This is a genomic window from Yinghuangia sp. YIM S09857 (genome assembly GCF_051388915.1).
Classification (GTDB): Bacteria; Actinomycetota; Actinomycetes; order Streptomycetales; family Streptomycetaceae; genus Yinghuangia.
Map to the genome: position 1 here is coordinate 111,919 of NZ_JBPKBH010000006.1, position 20,379 is coordinate 132,297.

At 70.9% G+C, this 20,379-nt stretch carries 18 protein-coding genes and 1 pseudogene; 10 read left to right on the top strand and 9 right to left on the bottom strand.

Annotated features, from left to right (window positions below; genetic code table 11):
* Positions 1–4: 4 nt before the first annotated feature.
* Together ACRX5S_RS14455 and ACRX5S_RS14460 are read right to left on the bottom strand one after the other, a co-directional pair.
* The gene (locus tag ACRX5S_RS14455; RefSeq protein ID WP_436773300.1) at positions 5–2,428 is read right to left on the bottom strand and encodes a transglycosylase domain-containing protein; all 2,424 of its coding nucleotides are present in this window, start codon (positions 2,426–2,428) and stop codon (positions 5–7) included.
* Between the two features lie 270 nt (positions 2,429–2,698).
* On the bottom strand, positions 2,699–3,358 hold the full coding sequence (locus ACRX5S_RS14460) for a hypothetical protein (protein ID WP_436773301.1): 660 nt from the start codon (positions 3,356–3,358) through the stop codon (positions 2,699–2,701).
* Between the two features lie 245 nt (positions 3,359–3,603).
* Here ACRX5S_RS14460 and tsaB point away from each other — a divergent pair, with 245 nt between their 5' ends.
* Positions 3,604–4,257, top strand: coding sequence for a tRNA (adenosine(37)-N6)-threonylcarbamoyltransferase complex dimerization subunit type 1 TsaB (gene tsaB, locus ACRX5S_RS14465; protein ID WP_436773302.1), 654 nt, complete (start codon positions 3,604–3,606; stop codon positions 4,255–4,257).
* A gap of 45 nt (positions 4,258–4,302) precedes the next feature.
* On the opposite strand, the gene ACRX5S_RS14470 is transcribed toward tsaB, so the two are convergent.
* Complete coding sequence (locus tag ACRX5S_RS14470) at positions 4,303–4,587, bottom strand: hypothetical protein (protein WP_436773303.1); 285 nt, start codon at positions 4,585–4,587, stop codon at positions 4,303–4,305.
* 86 nt (positions 4,588–4,673) lie between these two features.
* On the opposite strand from ACRX5S_RS14470, the pseudogene ACRX5S_RS14475 reads away from it, so the two are divergent.
* Positions 4,674–4,847, top strand: a pseudogene (locus ACRX5S_RS14475) (ABC transporter permease); the annotation flags it as partial.
* 3 nt (positions 4,848–4,850) lie between these two features.
* Here ACRX5S_RS14475 and ACRX5S_RS14480 read toward each other — a convergent pair.
* Positions 4,851–7,349 carry an endonuclease/exonuclease/phosphatase family protein gene (locus ACRX5S_RS14480; RefSeq protein ID WP_436773304.1) on the bottom strand — a complete coding sequence of 833 codons (2,499 nt, stop codon included), beginning with the start codon at positions 7,347–7,349 and terminating at the stop codon, positions 4,851–4,853.
* Between the two features lie 387 nt (positions 7,350–7,736).
* Between ACRX5S_RS14480 and rimI the strand changes: the two genes are divergently transcribed.
* The 4 genes from rimI (at position 7,737) to ACRX5S_RS14500 (ending at position 11,253) form a co-directional block, all read left to right on the top strand.
* The gene (gene rimI, locus ACRX5S_RS14485) at positions 7,737–8,327 is read left to right on the top strand and encodes a ribosomal protein S18-alanine N-acetyltransferase (RefSeq protein WP_436773305.1); all 591 of its coding nucleotides are present in this window, start codon (positions 7,737–7,739) and stop codon (positions 8,325–8,327) included.
* Positions 8,317–9,357, top strand: a complete 1,041-nt coding sequence (gene tsaD / locus ACRX5S_RS14490; RefSeq protein ID WP_436773306.1) for a tRNA (adenosine(37)-N6)-threonylcarbamoyltransferase complex transferase subunit TsaD — start codon at positions 8,317–8,319, stop codon at positions 9,355–9,357. Before rimI ends, tsaD begins: the two co-directional genes overlap by 11 nt.
* A gap of 90 nt (positions 9,358–9,447) precedes the next feature.
* Entirely contained in the window at positions 9,448–9,714 is a 267-nt protein-coding gene (locus ACRX5S_RS14495; protein WP_436773307.1) for a hypothetical protein, read from the top strand.
* Positions 9,715–10,293: 579 nt separating this feature from the next.
* A complete protein-coding gene (locus ACRX5S_RS14500) occupies positions 10,294–11,253 on the top strand; it encodes a polysaccharide deacetylase family protein (RefSeq protein ID WP_436773308.1) in 960 nt (319 codons plus the stop codon).
* Here ACRX5S_RS14500 and ACRX5S_RS14505 read toward each other — a convergent pair.
* The 3 genes from ACRX5S_RS14505 to ACRX5S_RS14515 form a co-directional block, all read right to left on the bottom strand.
* Positions 11,244–12,518, bottom strand: coding sequence for a class I SAM-dependent methyltransferase (locus ACRX5S_RS14505; RefSeq protein ID WP_436773309.1), 1,275 nt, complete (start codon positions 12,516–12,518; stop codon positions 11,244–11,246). The genes ACRX5S_RS14500 and ACRX5S_RS14505 overlap by 10 nt on opposite strands.
* A gap of 1,273 nt (positions 12,519–13,791) precedes the next feature.
* A complete protein-coding gene (locus tag ACRX5S_RS14510) occupies positions 13,792–14,355 on the bottom strand; it encodes a GIY-YIG nuclease family protein (protein ID WP_436773310.1) in 564 nt (187 codons plus the stop codon).
* 645 nt (positions 14,356–15,000) lie between these two features.
* Positions 15,001–15,381 (bottom strand): hypothetical protein, encoded by a 381-nt coding sequence (locus ACRX5S_RS14515; RefSeq protein ID WP_436773311.1) that lies wholly within the window; start codon positions 15,379–15,381, stop codon positions 15,001–15,003.
* A gap of 438 nt (positions 15,382–15,819) precedes the next feature.
* Here ACRX5S_RS14515 and ACRX5S_RS14520 point away from each other — a divergent pair, with 438 nt between their 5' ends.
* Entirely contained in the window at positions 15,820–16,236 is a 417-nt protein-coding gene (locus ACRX5S_RS14520) for a hypothetical protein (protein WP_436773312.1), read from the top strand.
* Between the two features lie 36 nt (positions 16,237–16,272).
* On the opposite strand, the gene ACRX5S_RS14525 is transcribed toward ACRX5S_RS14520, so the two are convergent.
* Positions 16,273–16,752: a hypothetical protein gene (locus ACRX5S_RS14525; protein WP_436773313.1), complete on the bottom strand. Its 480-nt coding sequence runs from the start codon at positions 16,750–16,752 to the stop codon at positions 16,273–16,275.
* Between the two features lie 354 nt (positions 16,753–17,106).
* Entirely contained in the window at positions 17,107–17,262 is a 156-nt protein-coding gene (locus ACRX5S_RS14530) for a hypothetical protein (RefSeq protein WP_436773314.1), read from the bottom strand.
* On the opposite strand from ACRX5S_RS14530, the gene ACRX5S_RS14535 reads away from it, so the two are divergent.
* From ACRX5S_RS14535 to groL, 3 genes are all read left to right on the top strand, one after another.
* Entirely contained in the window at positions 17,261–17,992 is a 732-nt protein-coding gene (locus tag ACRX5S_RS14535) for a tyrosine-type recombinase/integrase (RefSeq protein WP_436773315.1), read from the top strand. The two genes, ACRX5S_RS14530 and ACRX5S_RS14535, sit on opposite strands and share 2 nt — an antisense overlap.
* A gap of 216 nt (positions 17,993–18,208) precedes the next feature.
* Positions 18,209–18,517, top strand: a complete 309-nt coding sequence (gene groES, locus ACRX5S_RS14540) for a co-chaperone GroES (RefSeq protein WP_235054761.1) — start codon at positions 18,209–18,211, stop codon at positions 18,515–18,517.
* A 161-nt stretch (positions 18,518–18,678) separates the two neighbouring features.
* Complete coding sequence (groL, locus tag ACRX5S_RS14545; protein WP_436773316.1) at positions 18,679–20,313, top strand: chaperonin GroEL; 1,635 nt, start codon at positions 18,679–18,681, stop codon at positions 20,311–20,313.
* The last annotated feature ends 66 nt before the right edge of the window (positions 20,314–20,379 follow it).

Sequence of the window (20,379 nt, forward strand, 5' to 3'; positions counted from 1 at the left end):
CGCCTCAGTGGGCGGCGGTTTCCCTGGGCGCGCCCGTTCGGGCGGCGGCGTTGTCGCGGGGTGGGGGAACGGTGGTTCCTCCGGTGCCGCCGCCTGTGTTGTCGCCGCCCGTGCTGCCGTCTGAGTCGTCGCCGCCGGTGCTTCCGCCGGTTGTCCCGTCGTCGTCGCCCTCGGTGGGCGGCTGCGAGGTCGTGGGCCCGGGGCCGGATGAGCCGCCGGTGGACGGGGTGCCCGACGTCGGCGGGCCGCTCGACGTCGCGGGTGGGGGAGACGTCGTGCCCGGCGCCGGCGTCCCCGTGCCCGTGCTCGGCGGGGGCGTGGTGGGCGTGCCGGTCGTGGGAGCGGGGACCTCGTCCGAGTTGTCGTCGGCCGGGAGCCGGAAGTCCACGACGGGCTGCCCGGCCGTCGCCGACCGCATGTACGTCGTCCACATCCGCGTCGGCAGGTTGCCGCCGTCGACGCGCGCGAGGCCCGCCGTTCCGTACATGTCCTCGAACTCGTGGCTCGTCGGGTTCTGCCGGAACATCCCGATCGCCGTCGACAACTGCGGCGTGTAGCCCACGAACCAGGCCGACTTGTTGTCGTCGGTCGTGCCCGTCTTGCCCGCGGCCGGCCGTCCCAGTGCCTGTGCGCGCGTCGCCGTGCCCGACTCCACGACCGACTGGAGCACCTGGTTGACGTTGTCCGCCTGGCCCTCGGTGTAGACCTGCTCGTGGTCGTGGTCGGGCAGCCCGACGTGGTCGCCGTTGTGCGTCAGCTCCTCGACCGAGTACGCGTCCACGTGCGACCCGCGCCCCGCGAAGCTCGCGTAGGAGTTGGCCATGTCCAGCGCGCTCGGCGTCGCCGTGCCCAGAGCCAGCGACGGATTGGGCTCCAGGCCCGGGGTGTCGGGTGCGAGGCCGCTGCGGATCGAGTCCTCGACCACCTTGTCGGGGCCGACGTCCATGTTGAGCTGCGCGTACACCGTGTTCGCGGAGACGTCCATGGCCCGCGACAGCGTGATCGTGCCGAAGTCGCGGCCGTCCTCGTTGCCCGGCTGCCACGGCTTGCCGTTCTCCATGACCGGCTTGCCGTTCGGGTACGTGATCACCACGTCGTCGTCGCCGTCGTACCGCGTCTGCGGGGTGATCGGCACGCGCTTCTTGTTCTTCTGCACCCCGTCCCGCAGCCCGGCCGCCAGCACGTACGGCTTGAACGTCGACCCGACCTGCACGTCCCGCCGCGTCGCGCTGTTCACGTACTGCTTCACGTAGTCGGGCCCGCCGTAGATCGCCACGATGCGCCCGGTGGCCACGTCCACCGACGCCCCGCCGACGCGCACGCCCACGTCCTCGGGCCGCGCGTCGGGGTCGAGGTTGTCCTTGAGCGTGTCCTGCACCGTCTTGTACATGGCCTGCGTCTTGGCCTTGTCGAAGGTCGTGCGGATTGTGTAGCCGCCCGCCGCGAGTTCCTGCTCGTCGACGACCTTGTTGTCCAGCAGGTACCGCTTGGCGGTCTCGACGAGGTAGCCGTTCATGCCCTCAAGGCCCGGCTGCGTCTTCGGGTCCAGCGGCTCGGGGAACACCATCGACGCGCGCTCGCCGGGTGTCAGCCACTTGGACTTCACCATGCCGTCGAGCACGTAGTTCCAGCGCGCGAGGGCGTTGGCCCGACCGCGCTCGGTGGTGCTCTTGACGTCGTACACCCCGGGCGCGTTGATGAGCACCGCGAGGTAGGCGCCCTGCTCGACGGTGAGCTGGGACGCGTTCACCCCGTAGTACGCCTGGGCCGCGGCCTGGATGCCGTACGCCCCGCGTCCGAAGTACACCGTGTTCAGGTAGCCCTCAAGGATGTCGTCCTTGGACTCCTCGCGGTCCATCTTGACCGCGATGATCGCCTCCTTGAACTTCCGGGAGACGGTCTGCTCCTGCGTCAGGTACAGGTTCTTGACGTACTGCTGCGTGATCGTCGAGCCGCCCTGGAGCGACGACCCGCCGCTGGTCACCGACTTGAAAAGGCCGCGCACGGTGCCGGTCAGGGAGATGCCTGAGTCGGTGTAGAAGCTGCGGTTCTCCGCGGCCAGGAAGGCTTCCTGCACCTGCTTGGGCACGTCCGACAGCGGGACGTTCTGCCGGTTCGTCGCGCCGGTCCGCACGATCTCGCTGCCGTCGCTCCACTGCCAGATGTTGCTCTGCTTGGTGGCGTCCGCGTTCGCGTGCGAGGGGATCGGGGTGAGCGCGTAGACGACGCCGACGCCGAGGAACAGCAGACCGAGGACGAACACGAACGCCGTCGCGAAGTGCTTGAAGGAGGGGATCCAGCGCCGCACGCCGGACTTGTTCGAGCGCGGGTAGTCGACGAAGCGGCGTCGGCGCGGGACCGTGACCGCGGGCGCGGAGGGCGGCGGGCCGCCGGCGTGCGCGCCGGGGCGGGGGTTGTGCGTCGCCACTCGTCACCACTTCCGCTGTACCCGGTGTCCCGGACCCGAAGCACCGGTCGACCTGCCGTCACTCTGAGGGTGATGGTATGTCGACAAATCGGAAAAAGTGACGTCGCGGTGGTGCGAACACGCGTGCCGAGATGCCGTACGGCCTGGTCACTGAGCCGTACGGGGCATGCCGGGGAGAGCTACTTCACAACATCCGCGGCGCGGCACGGCGGGGTCGGGACCTCGGGGCACGACGACCACGAGCGTGCCGATGAGGTGCGGTGCGGGGCGTCAGGGCACGACGACCACGAGCGTGCCGATGTCGACGAACTCGAACAGGGCCTTGCCGTCCGCGGGCGTCTCGCGCACCCCCGCGTTCTTCGGCCGCGCCGTCGCCGTGGGGCTCTTGGTCGCGGTCGCCCGCCCGGTCGGTCTGCGCGTCGTCGTGGCCGACGGGCTCGACGGCGGCACGCTCCCCGCCGCGACCTGGTCCAGCGGCGTGTCGGTCGCGCTGAAGCCCAGCGTCATCCCGTTGAAGCTCCCAATGGCCACGGTGTTCTCGATCCGCAGCCCGTCGCCGCCGCGCTGCGGGCCCACCGTCTTGCCCTTGACCCGGTACTCGTCCGGTGGTGTCAGCACCGAGCCCGCGACCACGGGGTACGTGCGCAGCGCCTCTTCCTTGCCGTTCACGGTGTCGATCAGCCACACCCGGCTCTGACCGACCGAGTAGACGACGCGCTTGCCACTGCCCGAGTTCGCCGGAATCGCCGCCGGGGGCGGCTCCTGCACCGGCGCCTGCGAGGAACCCGGCGACGCGACCGGCGCGGTCGAACTCGTCACGTCGGCCTTGCGGTCCTTCGGTGCGGTGTCCGCGGCCTTCCAGGCCAGCGCCCCCACGCCGACCAGCGCCACGAGCGTGATGCCCGCGACCGTCGTCCCCGGATTCGCCATGACTTCGCCTCTCGCCCGACCGCTCTGCCCACCCGAACCACGCGTACCGACGGGGCACACCGCACCTCGTGCCGCGCACCCGCCGGCGCCGCCTGCCGCACAGCCGCCACGCGGCCCGCCGTCCCCGACGCGGCCTCGCGCGCAACGCGGCGGCGCGGTACCCCACGGCACACATCGTGCCAGCACCGCGGGCGCGTCCGTGCGAGGCGGTCGGCCGCGCCACGCCGTGGGGATAGCCTTGGGCGGTGCTTCTGCTCGCTTTCGACACCGCCACCCCCGCCGTGACCGTCGCACTCCACGACGGGTCCCGGGTCGTATCCGGTTGCACGCAGATCGACGCGCGACGGCACGGCGAACTGCTGGTCCCCGGAATCGTGGCCGCGCTCGCCGACGCCGGCCGCGGCCGCGCGGAGCTGACCGACATCGCCGTGGGGGTCGGCCCGGGGCCGTACACCGGCCTGCGCGTCGGCCTGATGACTGCCCGGGCTCTCGGCGACGCCCTCGGCATCCCCGTGCACGGCATCTGCACGCTGGACGCGCTGGCGTACGCGGCGGGCGGCGAGACGCCTTTCGTCGCGGCGACCGACGCCCGGCGCAAGGAGGTCTACTGGGCGCGGTACGCGGATGCCCGCACGCGCATCGAGGGCCCGTCCGTCGACCGCGCCGCCGACATCGCCGCCTCGGTCGCGGGGCTGCCGGCCGTCGGTGCGGGCGCCGCGCTGTACGCCGACGCGTTCACGTCCGTGGGCGGCCCCGAGCACGTCGACGCCGCCGCCCTGGCCCGCCTCGCCGTCGAGCGCCTCAAGGACGGCGGCGAACTGCTCCCGCCCGAACCCCTCTACCTGCGCCGCCCCGACGCGAAGGTCCCGGCGAACTACAAGCCGGTCACGCCGTCCTGACCGGGCCCGAAGGCCGAAGGACGGACGGCGTGACCGGCTGCCCGGTCAGACCTGCGGGGTGATTTCCTCCGCGACGCGCATGCTCGTGTCGATGGCCTTGCGGACCTCTTCGAGCTTCTCGGAGTTCGCCTCGATCTCCCGCTTCTGGTAAGCGGATTCGACCGCGAACCAGACACCGGCCACGTTGTTCGCGGCCATGCACTCGGTGTCCGCGACCGCGGTGGCGATCTCCTCGGGGCTCGCGGCCTCCGCCGCCTCCCACCGGGGTTGTCGGCCGGTGGCCTTCCCGCCCGACGCCGACGCACGCGTCGCCGGGCTCCACGGCGTCACCGCCGCCGAGCTGAACTGGGGGCCGCCCGACCCCGGGGCCCGGGCGGCGATGCTCGCCTCGACGGGATGGGCGCCGCACAGCAGACCTCGGCACGGCGACGGTGGTGGCCACCGCCGCCGCCCGGGACTGGACGCCGATCGTCCATCCGCTGATGGTCTTCGCGGCGCCGCTCGTCGGTCTGGTCACCGGCCTGGTGGCCGGCCTCTACCCGTCCTGGCGCGCCGCCCGCATCGAACCGGTCGAGGCGTTGCGGCGCTGAGCGCTACTGCCGGTCGAGCCACGGTTCCAGCAACTGGTCGAGCCAGTCGAGGAGATCGCTGCCGGTGCTCGGCCGGACGCGCAGCACCTGCGGGTCGTGGTCGCTCGCCTGGTCCGCGAACTCCGCGTTGACGTGCACGATGTCGTACTCGAAGCGGGTGATCCGCGGGCTGGTGAGGATGTGGTCGAGCATCTGGCTGTTGCCGTTGAAGACGTAGCCGTACTGCTCGTTCGCGGGCAGTGTCTCGACCAGGGCGCGCAGCGAGCCGTCGCCGGTGAGCGTCTTCAGGGTCGGCGAGAAGGCGAAGTCGTTCAGGTCGCCGAGCACGACCACGTTGGCGCGCGGGTCGGCCTTGAGGATGTCGCCCACGAACCCGTGCAGCACGGCGGCCTGCTTGAGGCGCTGGACCTCGGACGTCCGGTTCGGCGGCTGTGTGCGGCTGTCCAGGGCCTGGTCGCCGCCCTTCGACGCGAAGTGGTTCGCGACCACGAACACCGTGCGCCCGCGGAAGCGGAACTCGGCGGCGAGCGGCTTGCGGCTGTCCTCCCACGCCTCGTCGGTCGGGGCCACCCGGCCCGGGGACAGCGTCAGTTGCGCCTGCCCGAGCCACGTCTTGCGGACGCCGACCGGCGTCGTCGCGTCGCCGCCCGAACGGTCGACGAACTGCACGCGCGCCGGGTCGAACAGGAAGGCGTTGCGGATGTTGCCGCCGGGCTGACCGCCGTCCGCGCCGTCCTGCGGGTCGATCGTGCGCCATTGGTAGCGCGGCCCGCCCGCGGCGGCGACGGCGTCCACGAGCCTGGTGAGCGTCTGGTCGGACGCCACCGTGCCGTCGTTCACCGGGCCGTTGTTGTCCTGGATCTCCTCCAGCGCCACGATGTCCGGCGTCGCGAGGGCGGTGACGATGCCGCGCGCGAGGCGGTCGAACTTGGCCTGCGCGTCTACCGGGGACAGGTTCTCGACGTTGTACGTCGCGACCGCGAGCTCGGTGTTCTTCTGGTCCCGCGTCGCCTCCGGAGTGCGGCCGGACGAGGTGAGCGCGCCCAGGGTCGTGGCGGCGACGCCGTACCCGCCGAAGCTGTCGTACGTCATCGGGCCGGACGTCGGGCCGGTGAGGGTGTCGCCGACATTCGCCTCGGGGAACGGGCGTTCGGCGAACGGGATCAGCGAGGAGACCTTGACGCGGCCGCCGTTCTGCGCCTCGTACGAGCCGTAGAGCGTGCCGCCGGCGGCCGTCGGGTTCCGGGTCGGCTCGACGGTCACCCACAGCTCGTTGAAGTTGTTGGTGGCGCCGACCACGCGGGTGTCGGCGACCTGCACGCGCTGGCTCTCGACCGACTCGTACAGGTCGAGGGCGTAGGCGTCCGGTTGCAGGGGCCGGGTCTCCAGGTTGCCGTTCGCGGTGTACGCGTCGGGCACGGTGGCGGCGTCGAGCGTGACCGGGGCCGGGAGTGCGTTGCCGGACGAGGCGACCGTCCAGGTGGCGCCGGTGAGTTCGGTCAGCGACTGGCCGTTGGTGTCGGCGTTGCCCGGGTAGAACTCCTCGACCTTGCCGCTGACGGTCACCGCGTCGCCGATCGCGACGCCCTGCGGCGTGGTGGACCCGGTGAAGACGAACAGGCCCTCGGAGGTGCGGGGGTCGGCGTCGGGCTGGGCGTCCTGGAACCAGAAGCCGCGGGCGGAGCCGAAGGCGCGGATCGCGGTGACGACGCCGGGGACGGCCGACACCTGCTGCCCGTTCCTGGGGGAGAGCCGCCCGGTGCCCTGGATCTCGTGGATGCGCGCGGGGGACCCCGGGTTGGTGCCCGGGTCGCGCGGACCCTCGCCGAGCGAGTTCAGGGGCGTCGGGGTGCCGGCCGCGAAGTCGGCGGCGTTGTCGTCGGTGTCGGCGAGCGCCGAACCGCGCGCCACGCCCGCGGTGTTGGATGCGCCGGGGACGGGCGAGCCCTCGCGTACCGCGGCGCTGCCGTAGCCGACGAGGTCCCGGATGCGGTCGTCCGCGGCGCAGTCGGCCGCGGTCAGGCAGGTGAGCGCCTCGGTCGAGGCCACCAGCGCGATCGTGCCGCCGGTCGCGGACATGGCGATGGTGCCGGTGGCGTCCGGCGTCGGCAGTGCGAGTGTGCCGCCGGCGCCCTTGGCCTCCGCCACGACGTAGCGGCCGTCCGGGGCGAGGCTCCCGGTCAGGGGAGTGACCTGCCAGCGGCTGGTCGGGCTCGGCACCGCGGGCAGGTACTGGACGGACCATCCGGCGAGGGAGACGGCGTCCGCGGCGCGGTTGCCGAGTTCGACGAAGTCCTGTTGGAGCGTGGCGCCGGAGTTGCCGCCGCCTCCGTAGACCTCGGCGATGACCGCGCTCGGCGACGGGGCGGCCGCGGCGGTCGCGGGCGCGAGCAGCGCGGGTGTCGCGGCGACAACGGCGGCGACCGTGGCCGCGACGGCGCCGGACGTACGCCGGACCCGCCGGGTGCGCGGCGGCAGCGGCGACAACTGACGTGGTGTCACCCGAGACCTCCTGGTGTGGACTGGTGTGGGGGAATCCTGCGGACCGCCGGTGAACGCCGCTCGTCGCGCGGGAGTCCTGCGGTGTGTGGGCGGCGGAACAGCTTGCGGCGGCCGGTGGGCGCGGCGGGCGTTCGCCGGACGGCGCGGGGCTTTTCGGCGGCGTCGGGCACGGGGCGACGTCGGGCACGGGGCGGCGTCGGACCGGGCGATGGACCGGGCGATGGACCTGGGCGTCGGAGCGGGTGTGGGGGCGGATCTTCGCGCGTAGAACCGTTGCGCAGACAGTAGGGCGTCCGCGGCGTCCGGCGGAAGTGGCGCACCGGAGACGGGCGCGCGGTCCTGCGGCGCATTTCGGGCGCATCCGGCGGTTGGCCCTACACTCGCGGCATGACGAGCGCCCCGGTGGTTCGCGCGCTGCGCTGGTGGGACATCGAGCAACTGCTCGCGCTGGAACACGACCTGTTCGCCGAAGACGCCTGGTCGCCGGGCATGTTCTGGTCCGAGCTCGCCGATCCGGAGACGCGGCACTACGTCGTCGCGGAGGACGCCGCGGGAGCCATCGCCGGGTACGCAGGGCTCGCGTGCGCGGGCGGCGAGGGCGACGTACAGACCATCGGCGTACGCCGCGACCAGTGGGGCACCGGCCTCGGCGCCACGCTGCTCACCGACCTGCTGGACGAGGCCCGCCGGCGCGGCTGCCACCACGTCCTGCTGGAGGTGCGCGTCGACAACACGCGCGCGCAACGGCTGTACGAGCGCTTCGGGTTCGTCCCGCTGGGCGTGCGCCGCGGCTACTACCAGCCCGCCAACGTCGACGCCCTGGTGATGCGCTGCGACCTCACGCGCGGGGTGTCGTCCGGTGAGGTGTCACTCGCAGAAGCGTCACCCGCAGAAGCGTCACTCGCAGAAGCGTCACCCGCAGAAGCGTCACCCGCGGCGGCGCTGCCCGTAGAGGAGGCCGGTCGCCGTGACCGCTGACGAACCGCTCGTCCTCGGCATCGAGACCTCGTGCGACGAGACCGGTATCGGCATCGTCCGCGGCACCACGCTGCTCGCCGACGCGGTGGCGTCGAGCGTGGACGAACACGCGCGCTACGGCGGCGTCGTCCCCGAAGTCGCCAGCCGGGCGCACCTGGAGGCCATGGTCCCGACCGTGCACCGCGCGCTGAAGGACGCGGGCGTGGCGATGTCCGACATCGACGCCATCGCCGTCACCTCCGGACCCGGCCTCGCGGGCGCGCTGCTCGTCGGCGTCGCGGCGGCCAAGGGCTATGCGATGGCCCTCGACAAGCCGGTGTACGGCGTCAACCACCTCGCCGCGCACGTCTGCGTCGACCAGCTCGAACACGGCCGCCTCCCGGAGCCGTGCATGGCCCTGCTGGTGTCCGGCGGGCACTCGTCGCTGCTGATGGTGCCCGATGTGACCAGCGACGTACGGCCGTTGGGGGCGACGATCGACGACGCCGCGGGCGAGGCGTTCGACAAGGTCGCGCGCGTGCTGGGGCTTGGCTTCCCGGGCGGGCCGGTGATCGACCGGCGGGCGCGCGAGGGCGACGCGGACGCGATCGCGTTCCCGCGTGGGCTCACGGGGCCGCGCGACGCGGCGTACGACTTCTCCTTCTCGGGCCTCAAGACGGCGGTCGCGCGCTGGGTCGAGGCGCGCGGGCGCGACGGTCGGCCGGTGCCGGTCGCGGACGTCGCGGCGTCCTTCCAGGAGGCCGTGGTCGACGTCCTGACCCGCAAGGCCGTGCGCGCGTGCCGCGAGAACGGCGTCGAGCACCTGCTGATCGGCGGCGGCGTCGCGGCCAATTCGCGGCTGCGGGCAATGGCGGCGGAACGGTGTGCGGCGGCGGGCATCACGCTGCGCGTACCGCGGCCGGGCCTGTGCACCGACAACGGCGCGATGGTCGCGGCGCTGGGTGCGGAGATGGTGCGCCGCGACCGGCCGCCGTCGACACTCGGCATCCCGGCGGATTCGTCGATGCCGGTGACGGTGACGCAGGCTTGATCCGTGGTGGTCCGTGTCCCGGGTCGGCGTGCGAGCGGCGGCGTGGGTGCGGGTGAACGTACCGACCGGAACGACAGGGAGGGGCGGTCCATGACCGCGCGCATCACGGCCGCGATGTGGGAGGCCAAGGCGAACCCGGGCAGCGGCGACGCGCTGGTGGACTGGGTGTACGCGACGGCCCTGCCGTCCCTGGAAGGGGTCCCGGGCCTGGAGCGGGTCGAGGTCTTCCGCAGCGCGGACAGCAGGGTGGTGGTCGTGAGCCTGTGGACGGGCGAGCCGTCGGGCCTGCCCGACCCGCCCCGCGAACTGGTCGCGCGGCCGCCGCACGAATGGGACTTCGAGCAGGTGCAGCGCTGAGGCGCCGCCGACCCCGCGCCCCGTCGTTGGGCGCGGGGTGTCCTCGTCTTCCCGTGGTGCCGTGAAGGTGGTCGGCGGCCGCCGCACTTGGCGGGGTCGGTCCGGAATCCCGGACTCCGGCCCGCCCCCGGCGAGGAGGCCGAATCACAAGCCGGGAGCGGGACGGCCGCACTCATGGCATCGCGCCGCCGCACGAGCCATGCCTTCAGGACTTGAGTCTGCCCCGGTCACCCCGTTGTTTACACCCGTATCGACATTCCCGTGCCTGTCATATGGGTGATGGTGTATGCGCGTCGCGTAGCTTAAGGCGGCATCTTTCGGACGGATCGCCGCAAGCGGGTGCGGCGGTCGAGGCAACCGAAGCGCGGGCGGGGCGCGTACCGAGTGTGTGCGCCGGAGCGTGCGCGGGGCTTCAGGTGCGCGGCGGGAGTGCGGCGGGAGTGCGGCAGGCGTGCTGCGGGTGTGCTGCGGGTGTGCCGCGGGTGTGCAGGGTGGTCGGAGCGGCCGCCGGGACGACGGAAGGGCGCGGGAACGGTGGCGGTGCGTACAGGAGTTCGGTCGGACGGTCGGGCCGGCGGCTTGGCGGGTGGTCGGTCGGACGGCCGCGACGGGGGGCGTACGCGAGGCCGCGCAGCGTCCGGGGCCGCGGGACGGATCGGCGTCCGGCGTACGGCCGCGGTCCTGGCCGTCGCGTCCGCTCTCCTGCTCTCCGCGTGCGGTGGCGGGTCGGGGGAGCGGAAGCCGTTCGGGCCGGACGGGGCCGCGCCCGGCCCGGGCACCGGCGGCGGTACGACCCAGGCCGCACCCGTCCCGGGCCCGCAGGGCACGCAGGCCGCCGTACCGCCTGCTCCCGGCGACGCCGCCGCGAAGGCCGCCCGCTGGGGCCTCCAGCCGCTCCTGCCCGCCCCCGCGCCGCCCGCCGTCAAGCCGGTCAAGGCGAACCCCGCCGCCCCGCCGGTGATCAAGAGCGTGCCGACCGACCAGAAGATCGTCTTCATCACGATCGACGACGGCGCCGAGAAGGACCCGAAGTTCCTGGAGATGGCACGGGACATGAACGTGCCGTTCACGATGTTCCTGAACGACAGCTACGTTCGCGAGGACCCGGAGTACTTCCGGAAGTTGCAGGACATGGGCCACAGCGTGCAGAACCACACGCTCGACCACCCGAACCTCAGGACGCTCGACGCCGAGGCGCAGCGGCGCGAGATCTGCGGGAACCAGGACCGCATCGAGCAGGAGTACGGCGTGCGCCCGTACCTGTTCCGCCCGCCGTTCGGCAACTACAACGCGACCACCGAGCAGGTCGCGGGCCAGTGCGGGGTCGGCGCGATCGTGCTGTGGCGCGAGTCGATGCAGATCGCCGACATGCAGTACCTCGACGCCGACAAGAAGCTGAAGCCCGGCGACATCATTCTCGCGCACTTCCGCGGGCCGTCGGATCTCAAGGGCAAGACGATGACGCAGATGATGGCCAACCTGCTCCGCAAGATCCAGGAGCAGGGCTTCGCTGTGGCGCGCCTGGAGAACTACGTCTGATCGTGCGGCGCTGCGGGCTGCGTCTGATCGTGCGGCGCTGCGGGCTGCGTCCGACCGTAACGTGCCGCGGGTTGCGTCAGACCGTCCCGCGCCGCCGGTTGCCCGACCAGCATGGTCGGCGCCCCGGCGACGCGCGTCAGGAACACCGTTGCGGAGCCGGGGCCGCTCGGCTTCACGCGCTTGCGCACCTCCTCCGGCTCCACGGCCGAACCGCGCTTCTTGACGGTGAGGTTGCCGATCCCGCGCTCGCGCACGAGGGCCTTGAGCCGCTTGAGGTTGAACGGCATGACGTCGGTCAGCTCGTACGCGGTCGCGAACGGCGTCGACACCAGCTTGTCGGCGGTGATGTACGCGATGGTCGGGTCGACCAGCGTTCCGCCGACCTCCTCCGCGACCTCGGCGACGAGGTGGGCGCGGATGACGGCGCCGTCCGGCTCGTACAGATAGCGCCCGACGGGCCCGTCAGGCGCCTGGCGGGCGGCGTCCGCGGCGAGGGAGGCACCGCCCGGAAGCAGGGTCGCGCGCAGCCGCCCGAGGCCGTCCGCGAGCCCGCGGCCCCACCACAGCACCGCTTCCTTCACATCGCCGCCGTACGAGACCCACTCGGCGGCCATCCCGTCCGGCACCACCTCGTGCGGGATGCCGGGCGCGACCTTCGCCGCCCCGTACGGCACGCGCGCGGCCAACTCGTCCAGGAACGAAAGCGGCGGCGAGTACGCCTCCGGGTCGAACACCCGCCCCCGCGCGGTCCGCCGGGCGGGATCCAGGAACGCCGCGTCGAATCCGTCCAGTTCGACCCCCGTGACGTCCGCGCACCGCACCTCGACCAGCTCGGCCAGCCCCAGCGCATCCGCATTGGCCCGCGCCACCGCGCACGTCAGCGGATCGATGTCCACCGCGACAACACGCACCCCGGCCCTCGCCAACGCCAGGGCGTCCCCGCCGATCCCGCAGCACAGATCAGCCGCCCGCGTGACCCCCGTGTCCGCGATCCGCGCCGCCCGGTGCGCCGCGACCTCCGCGCGCGTGGACTGCTCCACCCCGTTCGGCGTGAAGAACATCCGCGCCGCGTCGTCCCCGAACTTCGCCCGTGCCCGCTGCCGCAGCCGAGCCTGCGTCAACGCCGCGGCGACCAACTCCGGCGCGTGCTCCCGCCGCAGCCGGGTCGCCCAGGCCAACTCGTCGGCGACCCGGTACTCCGCCAGCGCCTCAAGCAGCCCGCGTCCCTCGGCCGACCGCAACCGCGCAAATCCCTCGACGTCCACCCGCACATTCTCCGCACCCCGCCCCCGGGGACCCAACCGTCAGAACTGGTCCCTCCACCACGGAAGGTCCATCGACGGCGCGGGAACGGTCATCGCACGCGACAGGATCTTCTCGTCGAGCCGCCGGACCATGGCCCGCAACTCCCGTGCCGCATCCCGCGGCAGGGCATGGAGTACCTCCTCCAGCCGATCCCGAGAGTGCCCGGGGTCGCAGCCGCACTCGGCGATGCCACACCGTGTAGCCGTGTTCCGCGGGTGCAGCCACGCGACGGGTCCATGCGCGAGCCTGGCCCACTGGGCAAGGCTCGCCTCCACCGCCCCGGGCCAGAACCGCACCCGCTCAAGCCGCTCCACCGCATCCTGCGACTTCCGCGACAACCCGGGAACCTCACGCACCCCTCTCCCGGACCGCCCGCCCCCGACCCCGCCCCGCACAGCCGCCGGCGCCCTACGCCCCATAGCCCTTCCGCACCCAAGTCATCCCACAACCCTGCCAGCCCCGCGGCGATGGGGACAGCAGAGGCGGGGGTGGCGGCGGGCGCGGCACCAGGTTCGGGGCCGGGTGCGGCGAGGAGGCGAGCGCGGGACCGTGGTCCGGCGGGACCCCCACCACCAGCCAATACCCCGGGCAGGCAGGACGCGCAGGTCCTCCGACTCCCAGGCAAATCCCACGGCGGCCGCACCCACTCAGACGAGCCAAACCCCCAGCAGTCGCACACCCAGAAGTTCCCCCATAGGAAGGACCAAGACGGCAAGCGTTGGCACTCTAAGTTGACGGAGCGTTAGATCCCCGGTTCCCCCACCTGCACCGGAACCCCCGCCCCACCCCCTGACCTGTGCAAACGCAGTCAACGCCTGTCAGCCCCTGTCGCCCCGACCAACCTCCCACGACCCAGAGACGGCCCAGGATCGATCACCCTCTCGGGACGTCTCCGCACGCCCAAGCCTCGGCAACCACCCCGGGACCGCAACGCACCACGCCCAAGTTCTCGGCAACGCCACCCGCCAGCGGCTCGCCACTCCGACCCGGTCCACGCCATGCCGGGGACCGGGTGGCATGCCGTGGGTCCGCGCGCAGGGCAGCGCAACCCCACCCCAAATCGAGCCACACAGAACGCACGCCAACGGACCCCACTGACCCCAACCCCCACCCCGCTGGAACAAGCGCGCCCCGGCCGCGACCAACGGTCGCGCGGCCGTCCCCAGGCGCCTCGCAGCGCAGCTGCGACCTTCAGAAACACCGGCCGCATGGCCCTGGAAGATGGGCGCTACTTCACAGGACCGGCAGCTCGCGTGCGCTTTTGCGCGCATCCGCCCGCAGTTTCGTCAGCCGTGCGTAGAACGGGTGGTCTTGGTTGTGCTGCAAGTTCAGGGGGAGGTCGAGCTGCTTGATCAACTCAGGTTCCGGAACCCACGGTTCGGTGTGCTCGACCCAACACACACGGGCATTTTCCGCCATCCAGGCGCTGAGTTTGCCCTCACCGGTCGGTCCGAAGTGCTCTCTTTCGCTGACTCCGAAGCGCCGTAGCTCCAGTCCAAGGAGGCAGCCGAGGGTTCGCCGGAGCGTCGAGCCGGAGGCGTTGCCGCGGAAGTGGGTGCTTATCCGCGTCCGCAGGTTCTGAGTGCTGGTTGTCCGGCTTGGCGCAATGCCTACGTAGAGGAGTTGCCCCGACGGCAGTTTGGCGTCTGGAGCGACCTTGAAGTGCCAACCGTAGATGCCGGGCGCAGCCGGAACGGGACTGGGGCGCACGAGTATTTCGCTGGCAGACCGCAGGTTTTCGGGGGAGACGAGCGCTGTGCTCTCGGCGGATGGCTCTTGCGCTTCATCGGTCGTCATGGCCGCACAAGCTACTGGACGGAGACGACATGGCCCGCTGTGTATGTGGTCGACCGCCGTGTAGGACGGGCCACGTCGGGACCTACGGTCGTGCCGAATTCCTGACGGGCCTCTATTACAGCTGGTCGTCGCGGTAGCCTGCGGTGCCGCGGCAGAGTGCTTGGGAAGAGGCGGCTCGTGTTCGTTGCGAAGAGCCAAGCGCCTAAATGCAGTTGCTGCCCACGTGGCCGACCGTCCTAGCACCATCACTGCCGGTGTCGCGAATGGCACCTGACGGAGTCGAGCAGATATCCGTGCACCTGTACCACGGTCGGTGAGGTTGTCGATGATCTGGCTGTCGCCGAGTTGGACGAGGCAGGAACCGCGCCAGCGTGCGAGATGCACGAGGTTGAGCGCTAGGTAGGGGAGATCGGGATCCTCGGGGTCTGCTGGGAGCGCGGAGGCTGCCAGGCCCATGCAGCGGAGTGAGTCGAGTTCCTGGCCGAGTGCGGCGTGTGTCGCGGCCTCGGCGGCGTGCAGCCAGCTGTGCATGAGCTGGGGAGGCTGCTTCGGTTCGCTCCGTGGGCGAACTCGATGAGCTGGAGGGCGCTTTCGGTCTGGAGCACGTACGCCTATTCCGCGGTGGCGAAAGGCTGAATTCTTGGGTCATTGGCTAATCAAGGCGGCGGCCTTGGCGCGTTCGAAGTGCTCCCAGGATTGGTGGAGCGCGCCGGTGTCGATGCCTTGCCACCCTGCGAGGGCGGAGGCGTCGGCCAGGACGTGGGCGAGTCCGGCCCGTTGGGTGGGCGGCATCGCGTGTTTGAGGAGTTGGTCTATCTGGCCGATGTGGGCTGGCATTTCGTCGGCGACGGTGGCGGCTCCGAGCCGGCGGACCTTGAGGCGGATGGCGTTCGTCTGGAAGCGGAAGACGTCCAACAGTTCGTCGTCGAGTTCGCGGGCGCTGTCGAGGCGCGACATGAGTTCGAAGAACTTGGGGGTCTGGCGTGCCCCAGGCCGGTTCGTCCGGTGTGTTGAAGCCCAAGTCATCGGGGTCCCTCGTCGTGGGAAAGGGACGTCGCTTCGACGTCGTCGCGCTGCCCATAGATCCTTGGCCTGGCGGTGCTTGACCGGATGCAGCGGGACGAGCGCTGCATGGTCGGATCCGTCGTGGTGAGCCTGCTACCTCGTGGGCCCTGGGTCGGCGCCCGTCTGCGCGGACTGCGTGTCTGATGCGGGCGGGGGAATCTCGGGGACCGGGTGTTCGGCAGGGGCGGATAACTGCTGGCTCCGGGCCCCTCGGCCACGTCGGAGGCCCAAGCCTGGTGGCAGCGCGGTCCTGCCGACGACCCCGACGACCCCGACGACCTGACCACCCTGACAAGCCTCGCTGATGCGTTGGCGGCGGTCGGCCGTCGTTCGGACTTGAACATCGCCGCCCTGATGTCGGTCGTCGGCATTTCTGGCGGACGTTGAGGTGCAGGGGACATGGCGGATAAGGATCCCGAGCGTTCTCACGCGGCGGACGGCGATGCCTGGCACGACGCGCGGCAGGCCGTAGTGGAGCTGCGTGACGTGCTGATCGCGGCGGGGATGGAGACGGAGTTCAAGACCCTGACCACGGATGTGGATGCGTTCGGGCGCGGCATCGTCAGCCTCGGCAAGGTCATGGTTGGCATGGCTGCTTGGTTCGCGGATGCGCTTGCTCTGGGGCCATGCGTGGAGATCGCCGAATTGCCCTGCGTGGACCAGTCTGCCCCCGAGCGATCAGCGCGGTTCTGGCTGGAGTCTTGGGCGTCGGCCAGTGGCAAACCTGCTGGGCCGGAACGGCGGACCCCACCTCGACCGCCATCGAGATGGGGTCCGTCTGCGCGAGAGGGCTGGTTGTTTTATCGGGTGAAGTAGAGCCATCTCCGGTTCATCGGGGAGCCGACCGATGGTTCAGTGCTGGAGAGCACAGTCATCCGCTGCGAGGTGCAGGCGACGAAGGGTTTCCAGTTCAGTGGTGGGGAAGGCGTGCAGGCGCCACTTGTGGAGATAGCCGTCCTCGCCGTGGATCCGCAGCACCTGCTCGGCAGCTGCCAGGACCGCGTGAGCCAGAGAAGCGCGAGGACGCGTGGACGTCCACACGGGGGTGCCCTTCCCGTCCGGTGTGTCGACGCTCGTCGACATGTCCGGGAAGCGACGGATCGTGATGTGCACGTCGCTGTTGCGGCGACGAAGAATCCACCGTGCCTCTGCTGGTTCGAGATCGAACGAGAACCGCTGGACGTCATCGGGGCCATAGAGGCCCGTCACGCCTTTCAGCAAGTCGGCGAGCGCGTTCGTGCAGTAGCTGACGATGTCCCGGTGCTTCGTCGAACCGTCCCAGATTTTGCACGTCGCCCAGCCGGAGCCGCTCAGCTCCCAGCTGAAGTGCAAGGACCTCGACACTGAATCCCCCCGGTCGTTTATGGAGGACGTTATAGCGGTGCTGTAGACGTGTGACAGCCGGGCACGCCACTGAGTCGGAGGGCTCTCGCTTCGCGAGGAGCGGGCCCTGGCTACGACACGTCAGGGACGCGACCCGGGCCCGCGACCACGCGGTACCGACGACACCGCCGCGGTCTCTTCGGACACTCCCGCCCAGCCTGCCGGGTCACCCGACCGGTGGCCCCCGAACTCGCTGAGGAACACCCCGCCACGGTCGAGGGCGTCGCCAACACGAACGGCCTACGCGTGGCTCCCATTCACGCAGAAATATTGGCTCTCATACGACCGACAAAATCAGGCTGATCATCCACTGACGGCGTAGGGGATCGCCAGGTCGTCCCCAGGGATCTTGAACTCCTCCAATACGAGGGGGCGTTCGTTCTGGTCGAGGGTGACCGGCAGGACTTGGAACAACGGGACCCCTTCGGCGAGACGCAATGTCGTTGCCTCGTCAGGCATGGGTATGAGGGTACGGACGTGCACGACCAAGCGGTTCGTGCCCTGGACCCCCGAGCGGGTGTTCGCCGTACGCGCAGGGCTGCCCGAGCGCTATCAGGCCATGCCCGATGTGGGCGCCGGGTGCGGGCTGCGGCAAGGCGAGATCTTCGGGCTCGGTCCTGACGGCTTCGACTTCGACACGGACACGCTCCACGTGATTCGGCAAATCAAGCTCGTCAAGAACGTCCCTGTGTTCGCTCCGCCGAAGGCCGGCAAGCTGCGCGACGTGCCGTTGCCGCGGGCGGTGGCCAACTCGGCGAAGATCCACATGGAGACGTTCACGCCAGTGAAGATCACCCTGCCGTGGCTGGAGCCGGGCGGGAAGCTCGTGACTCACGAGGTGCTGTTCACGACCGGCGAAGGTACGGCCGTCCGGCGCGAGAACTTCAACGTCTATGCCTGGAAACCGGCCCTCGTCAGTGCCGGTGTCATCCCGCCCAGGCAGCGCGGGCAGCGACACACCGCGTCGCGCGAGGACGGGATGCACGCGCTGAGGCACTTCTACGCGTCGTTGCTGCTGCACGCGGGGGAGTCGATCAAGGCGGTCAGTGAGTATCTCGGACACGCGGATCCGGGGTTCACTTTGCGGGTGTACGCGCACCTCATGCCGCAGAGTAGGGAGCGTACGAGCCGGGCCGTGGACGAGCTGTTCGCCCATGATCACGGCCCAGGGACGGCCCAGGCGGCGTGAACCGGGGGAGGGGTCCGGTTCCCCCGCAGGTGGGATTGGGGTGGCGCGCGTTGGCACTCTAGTTGACGGAGTGCTAAGCGAACCTTAGGGTCTGCATTGGCACTCTCCCTATGAGTGTGCCAATGCGACGGGCAGGTCCGGCACCCGCGACGACGGGCTTACCTGGTCGCCACCTGACAATTACCCCGTGAGATCTCCGAAGGGGGAGGTCGGATCGTGACGACCGCCAGCACCAAGGTTGCCATCAAGCCGCTTGAGGACCGCATCGTGGTCCAGACGCTCGAGGCCGAGCAGACCACGGCCTCGGGCCTGGTCATCCCGGACACGGCGAAGGAGAAGCCCCAGGAGGGCGTCGTCCTGGCCGTGGGCCCCGGCCGCTTCGAGGACGGGCAGCGCCTGCCGCTCGACGTGAAGGTCGGCGATGTCGTCCTGTACAGCAAGTACGGCGGCACCGAGGTGAAGTACAACGGCGAGGAGTACCTCGTCCTCTCGGCGCGCGACGTTCTCGCGATCATCGAGAAGTGACATCGCGGCCCAGGTACGGACGTGCCCAGGCACTGACGTAGGGCCGCCGATTCATCGACCCGCCCCGGGTACCCCGACTGGGGCGCCCGGGGCGGTGTCGTTGATCGCATCTGTTAGGCGTCTAGGCGTCGAGGACGAAGGAACAAGAGGACTCACATCCCATGGCCAAGATTCTTCAGTTTGACGAGCACGCCCGCCGTTCGCTGGAGCGCGGCGTCAACGCGCTCGCGGACGCGGTCAAGGTGACGATCGGCCCCAAGGGCCGCAACGTCGTCATCGACAAGAAGTTCGGTGCGCCGACCATCACCAACGACGGCGTGACCATCGCCCGCGAGGTGGAGCTCGACGACCCGTACGAGAACCTCGGCGCCCAGCTCGCGAAGGAGGTGGCGACCAAGACCAACGACATCGCGGGTGACGGCACCACCACCGCGACGGTGCTGGCCCAGGCGCTGGTACGCGAGGGCCTGCGCAACGTCGCCGCCGGCGCCGCGCCGATGGACCTCAAGAAGGGCATCGACGCCGCGGTCAAGGCCGTGTCGGACGAGCTGCTCGGCACCGCCCGCGCGATCGACGGCAAGGAGGACATCGCCAACGTCGCCGCGCTGTCCGCGCAGGACCGCCAGATCGGCGAGCTGATCGCCGAGGCCATGGACAAGGTCGGCAAGGACGGTGTCATCACCGTCGAAGAGTCGAACACCATGGGCCTGGAGCTGGAGTTCACCGAGGGCCTCCAGTTCGACAAGGGCTACCTGTCGCCGTACATGGTGACCGACCAGGAGCGTATGGAAGCGGTCCTGGAGGACCCGTACATCCTGATCAACCAGGGCAAGATCTCGGCCATCGCCGAGCTGCTGCCGATCCTGGAGAAGGTCATCCAGGCGGGCGGCAACAAGCCGCTGCTGATCGTCGCGGAGGACATCGAGGGCGAGGCCCTGTCCACGCTGGTCGTCAACAAGATCCGCGGCACGTTCAACGCCGTCGCGGTCAAGGCCCCCGGCTTCGGCGACCGCCGCAAGGCGATGCTGGAGGACATGGCCATCCTGACCGGCGGCCAGGTCATCGCCCCCGAGGTCGGCCTCAAGCTGGACCAGGCGGGCCTGGAGGTCCTCGGCACGGCGCGCCGCGTCACCATCACCAAGGACGCCACCACGGTCGTCGACGGTGCGGGCGACTCGGCGGCGATCGCGGACCGCGTCCGCCAGATCAAGGCCGAGATCGAGAACACCGACTCCGACTGGGACCGCGAGAAGCTCCAGGAGCGCCTCGCGAAGCTGGCCGGCGGCGTGTGCGTGATCCGCGTGGGTGCGGCCACCGAGGTCGAGCTCAAGGAGAAGAAGCACCGCCTGGAGGACGCGGTCTCCGCGACCCGCGCGGCCATCGAGGAGGGCATCGTCGCGGGCGGCGGCGCCGCCCTCGTGCACGCCGCCTCGGTGCTCGGCGACAACCTGGGCCTGTCCGGCGACGTGGCCACCGGTGTCGCGGTCGTGCGCCGCGCGACCGTCGAGCCGCTGCGCTGGATCGCGGAGAACGCGGGCCTTGAGGGCTACGTCATCGTCAACAAGGTGCAGGAGCTCAAGGTCGGCCACGGCTTCAACGCGGCCACCGGCGAGTACGGCGACCTGCTCAAGGCCGGCGTCATCGACCCGGTCAAGGTGACCCGCTCCGCGCTCCAGAACGCCGCGTCCATCGCGTCGCTGCTGCTCACCACCGAGTCGCTGGTCGTCGAGAAGCCGGCCGAGCCGGAGGCGGCGGGCCACGGCCACAGCCACGGCGGGCACGGCCACAGCCACTGACGCCAGGCGGCGGTACGGCGGCACCCGCGCAGAACCGCCGCAGGTGAGTCGAAGGCCCCGGCAACG

What these genes read in the sequence shown, in the direction of transcription:
- ACRX5S_RS14495 (WP_436773307.1), top strand. Translation starts at nt 9,448, where the DNA reads ATGACCGCGCGCATCACGGCCGCGATGTGGGAGGCCAAGGCGAACCCG.
- ACRX5S_RS14535 (WP_436773315.1), top strand. Translation starts at nt 17,261, where the DNA reads ATGGGTATGAGGGTACGGACGTGCACGACCAAGCGGTTCGTGCCCTGG.
- ACRX5S_RS14515 (WP_436773311.1), bottom strand. Translation starts at nt 15,381, where the DNA reads ATGACTTGGGCTTCAACACACCGGACGAACCGGCCTGGGGCACGCCAG.
- ACRX5S_RS14510 (WP_436773310.1), bottom strand. Translation starts at nt 14,355, where the DNA reads ATGACGACCGATGAAGCGCAAGAGCCATCCGCCGAGAGCACAGCGCTC.
- ACRX5S_RS14460 (WP_436773301.1), bottom strand. Translation starts at nt 3,358, where the DNA reads ATGGCGAATCCGGGGACGACGGTCGCGGGCATCACGCTCGTGGCGCTG.
- rimI (WP_436773305.1), top strand. Translation starts at nt 7,737, where the DNA reads ATGACGAGCGCCCCGGTGGTTCGCGCGCTGCGCTGGTGGGACATCGAG.
- groL (WP_436773316.1), top strand. Translation starts at nt 18,679, where the DNA reads ATGGCCAAGATTCTTCAGTTTGACGAGCACGCCCGCCGTTCGCTGGAG.
- ACRX5S_RS14530 (WP_436773314.1), bottom strand. Translation starts at nt 17,262, where the DNA reads ATGCCTGACGAGGCAACGACATTGCGTCTCGCCGAAGGGGTCCCGTTG.
- ACRX5S_RS14520 (WP_436773312.1), top strand. Translation starts at nt 15,820, where the DNA reads ATGGCGGATAAGGATCCCGAGCGTTCTCACGCGGCGGACGGCGATGCC.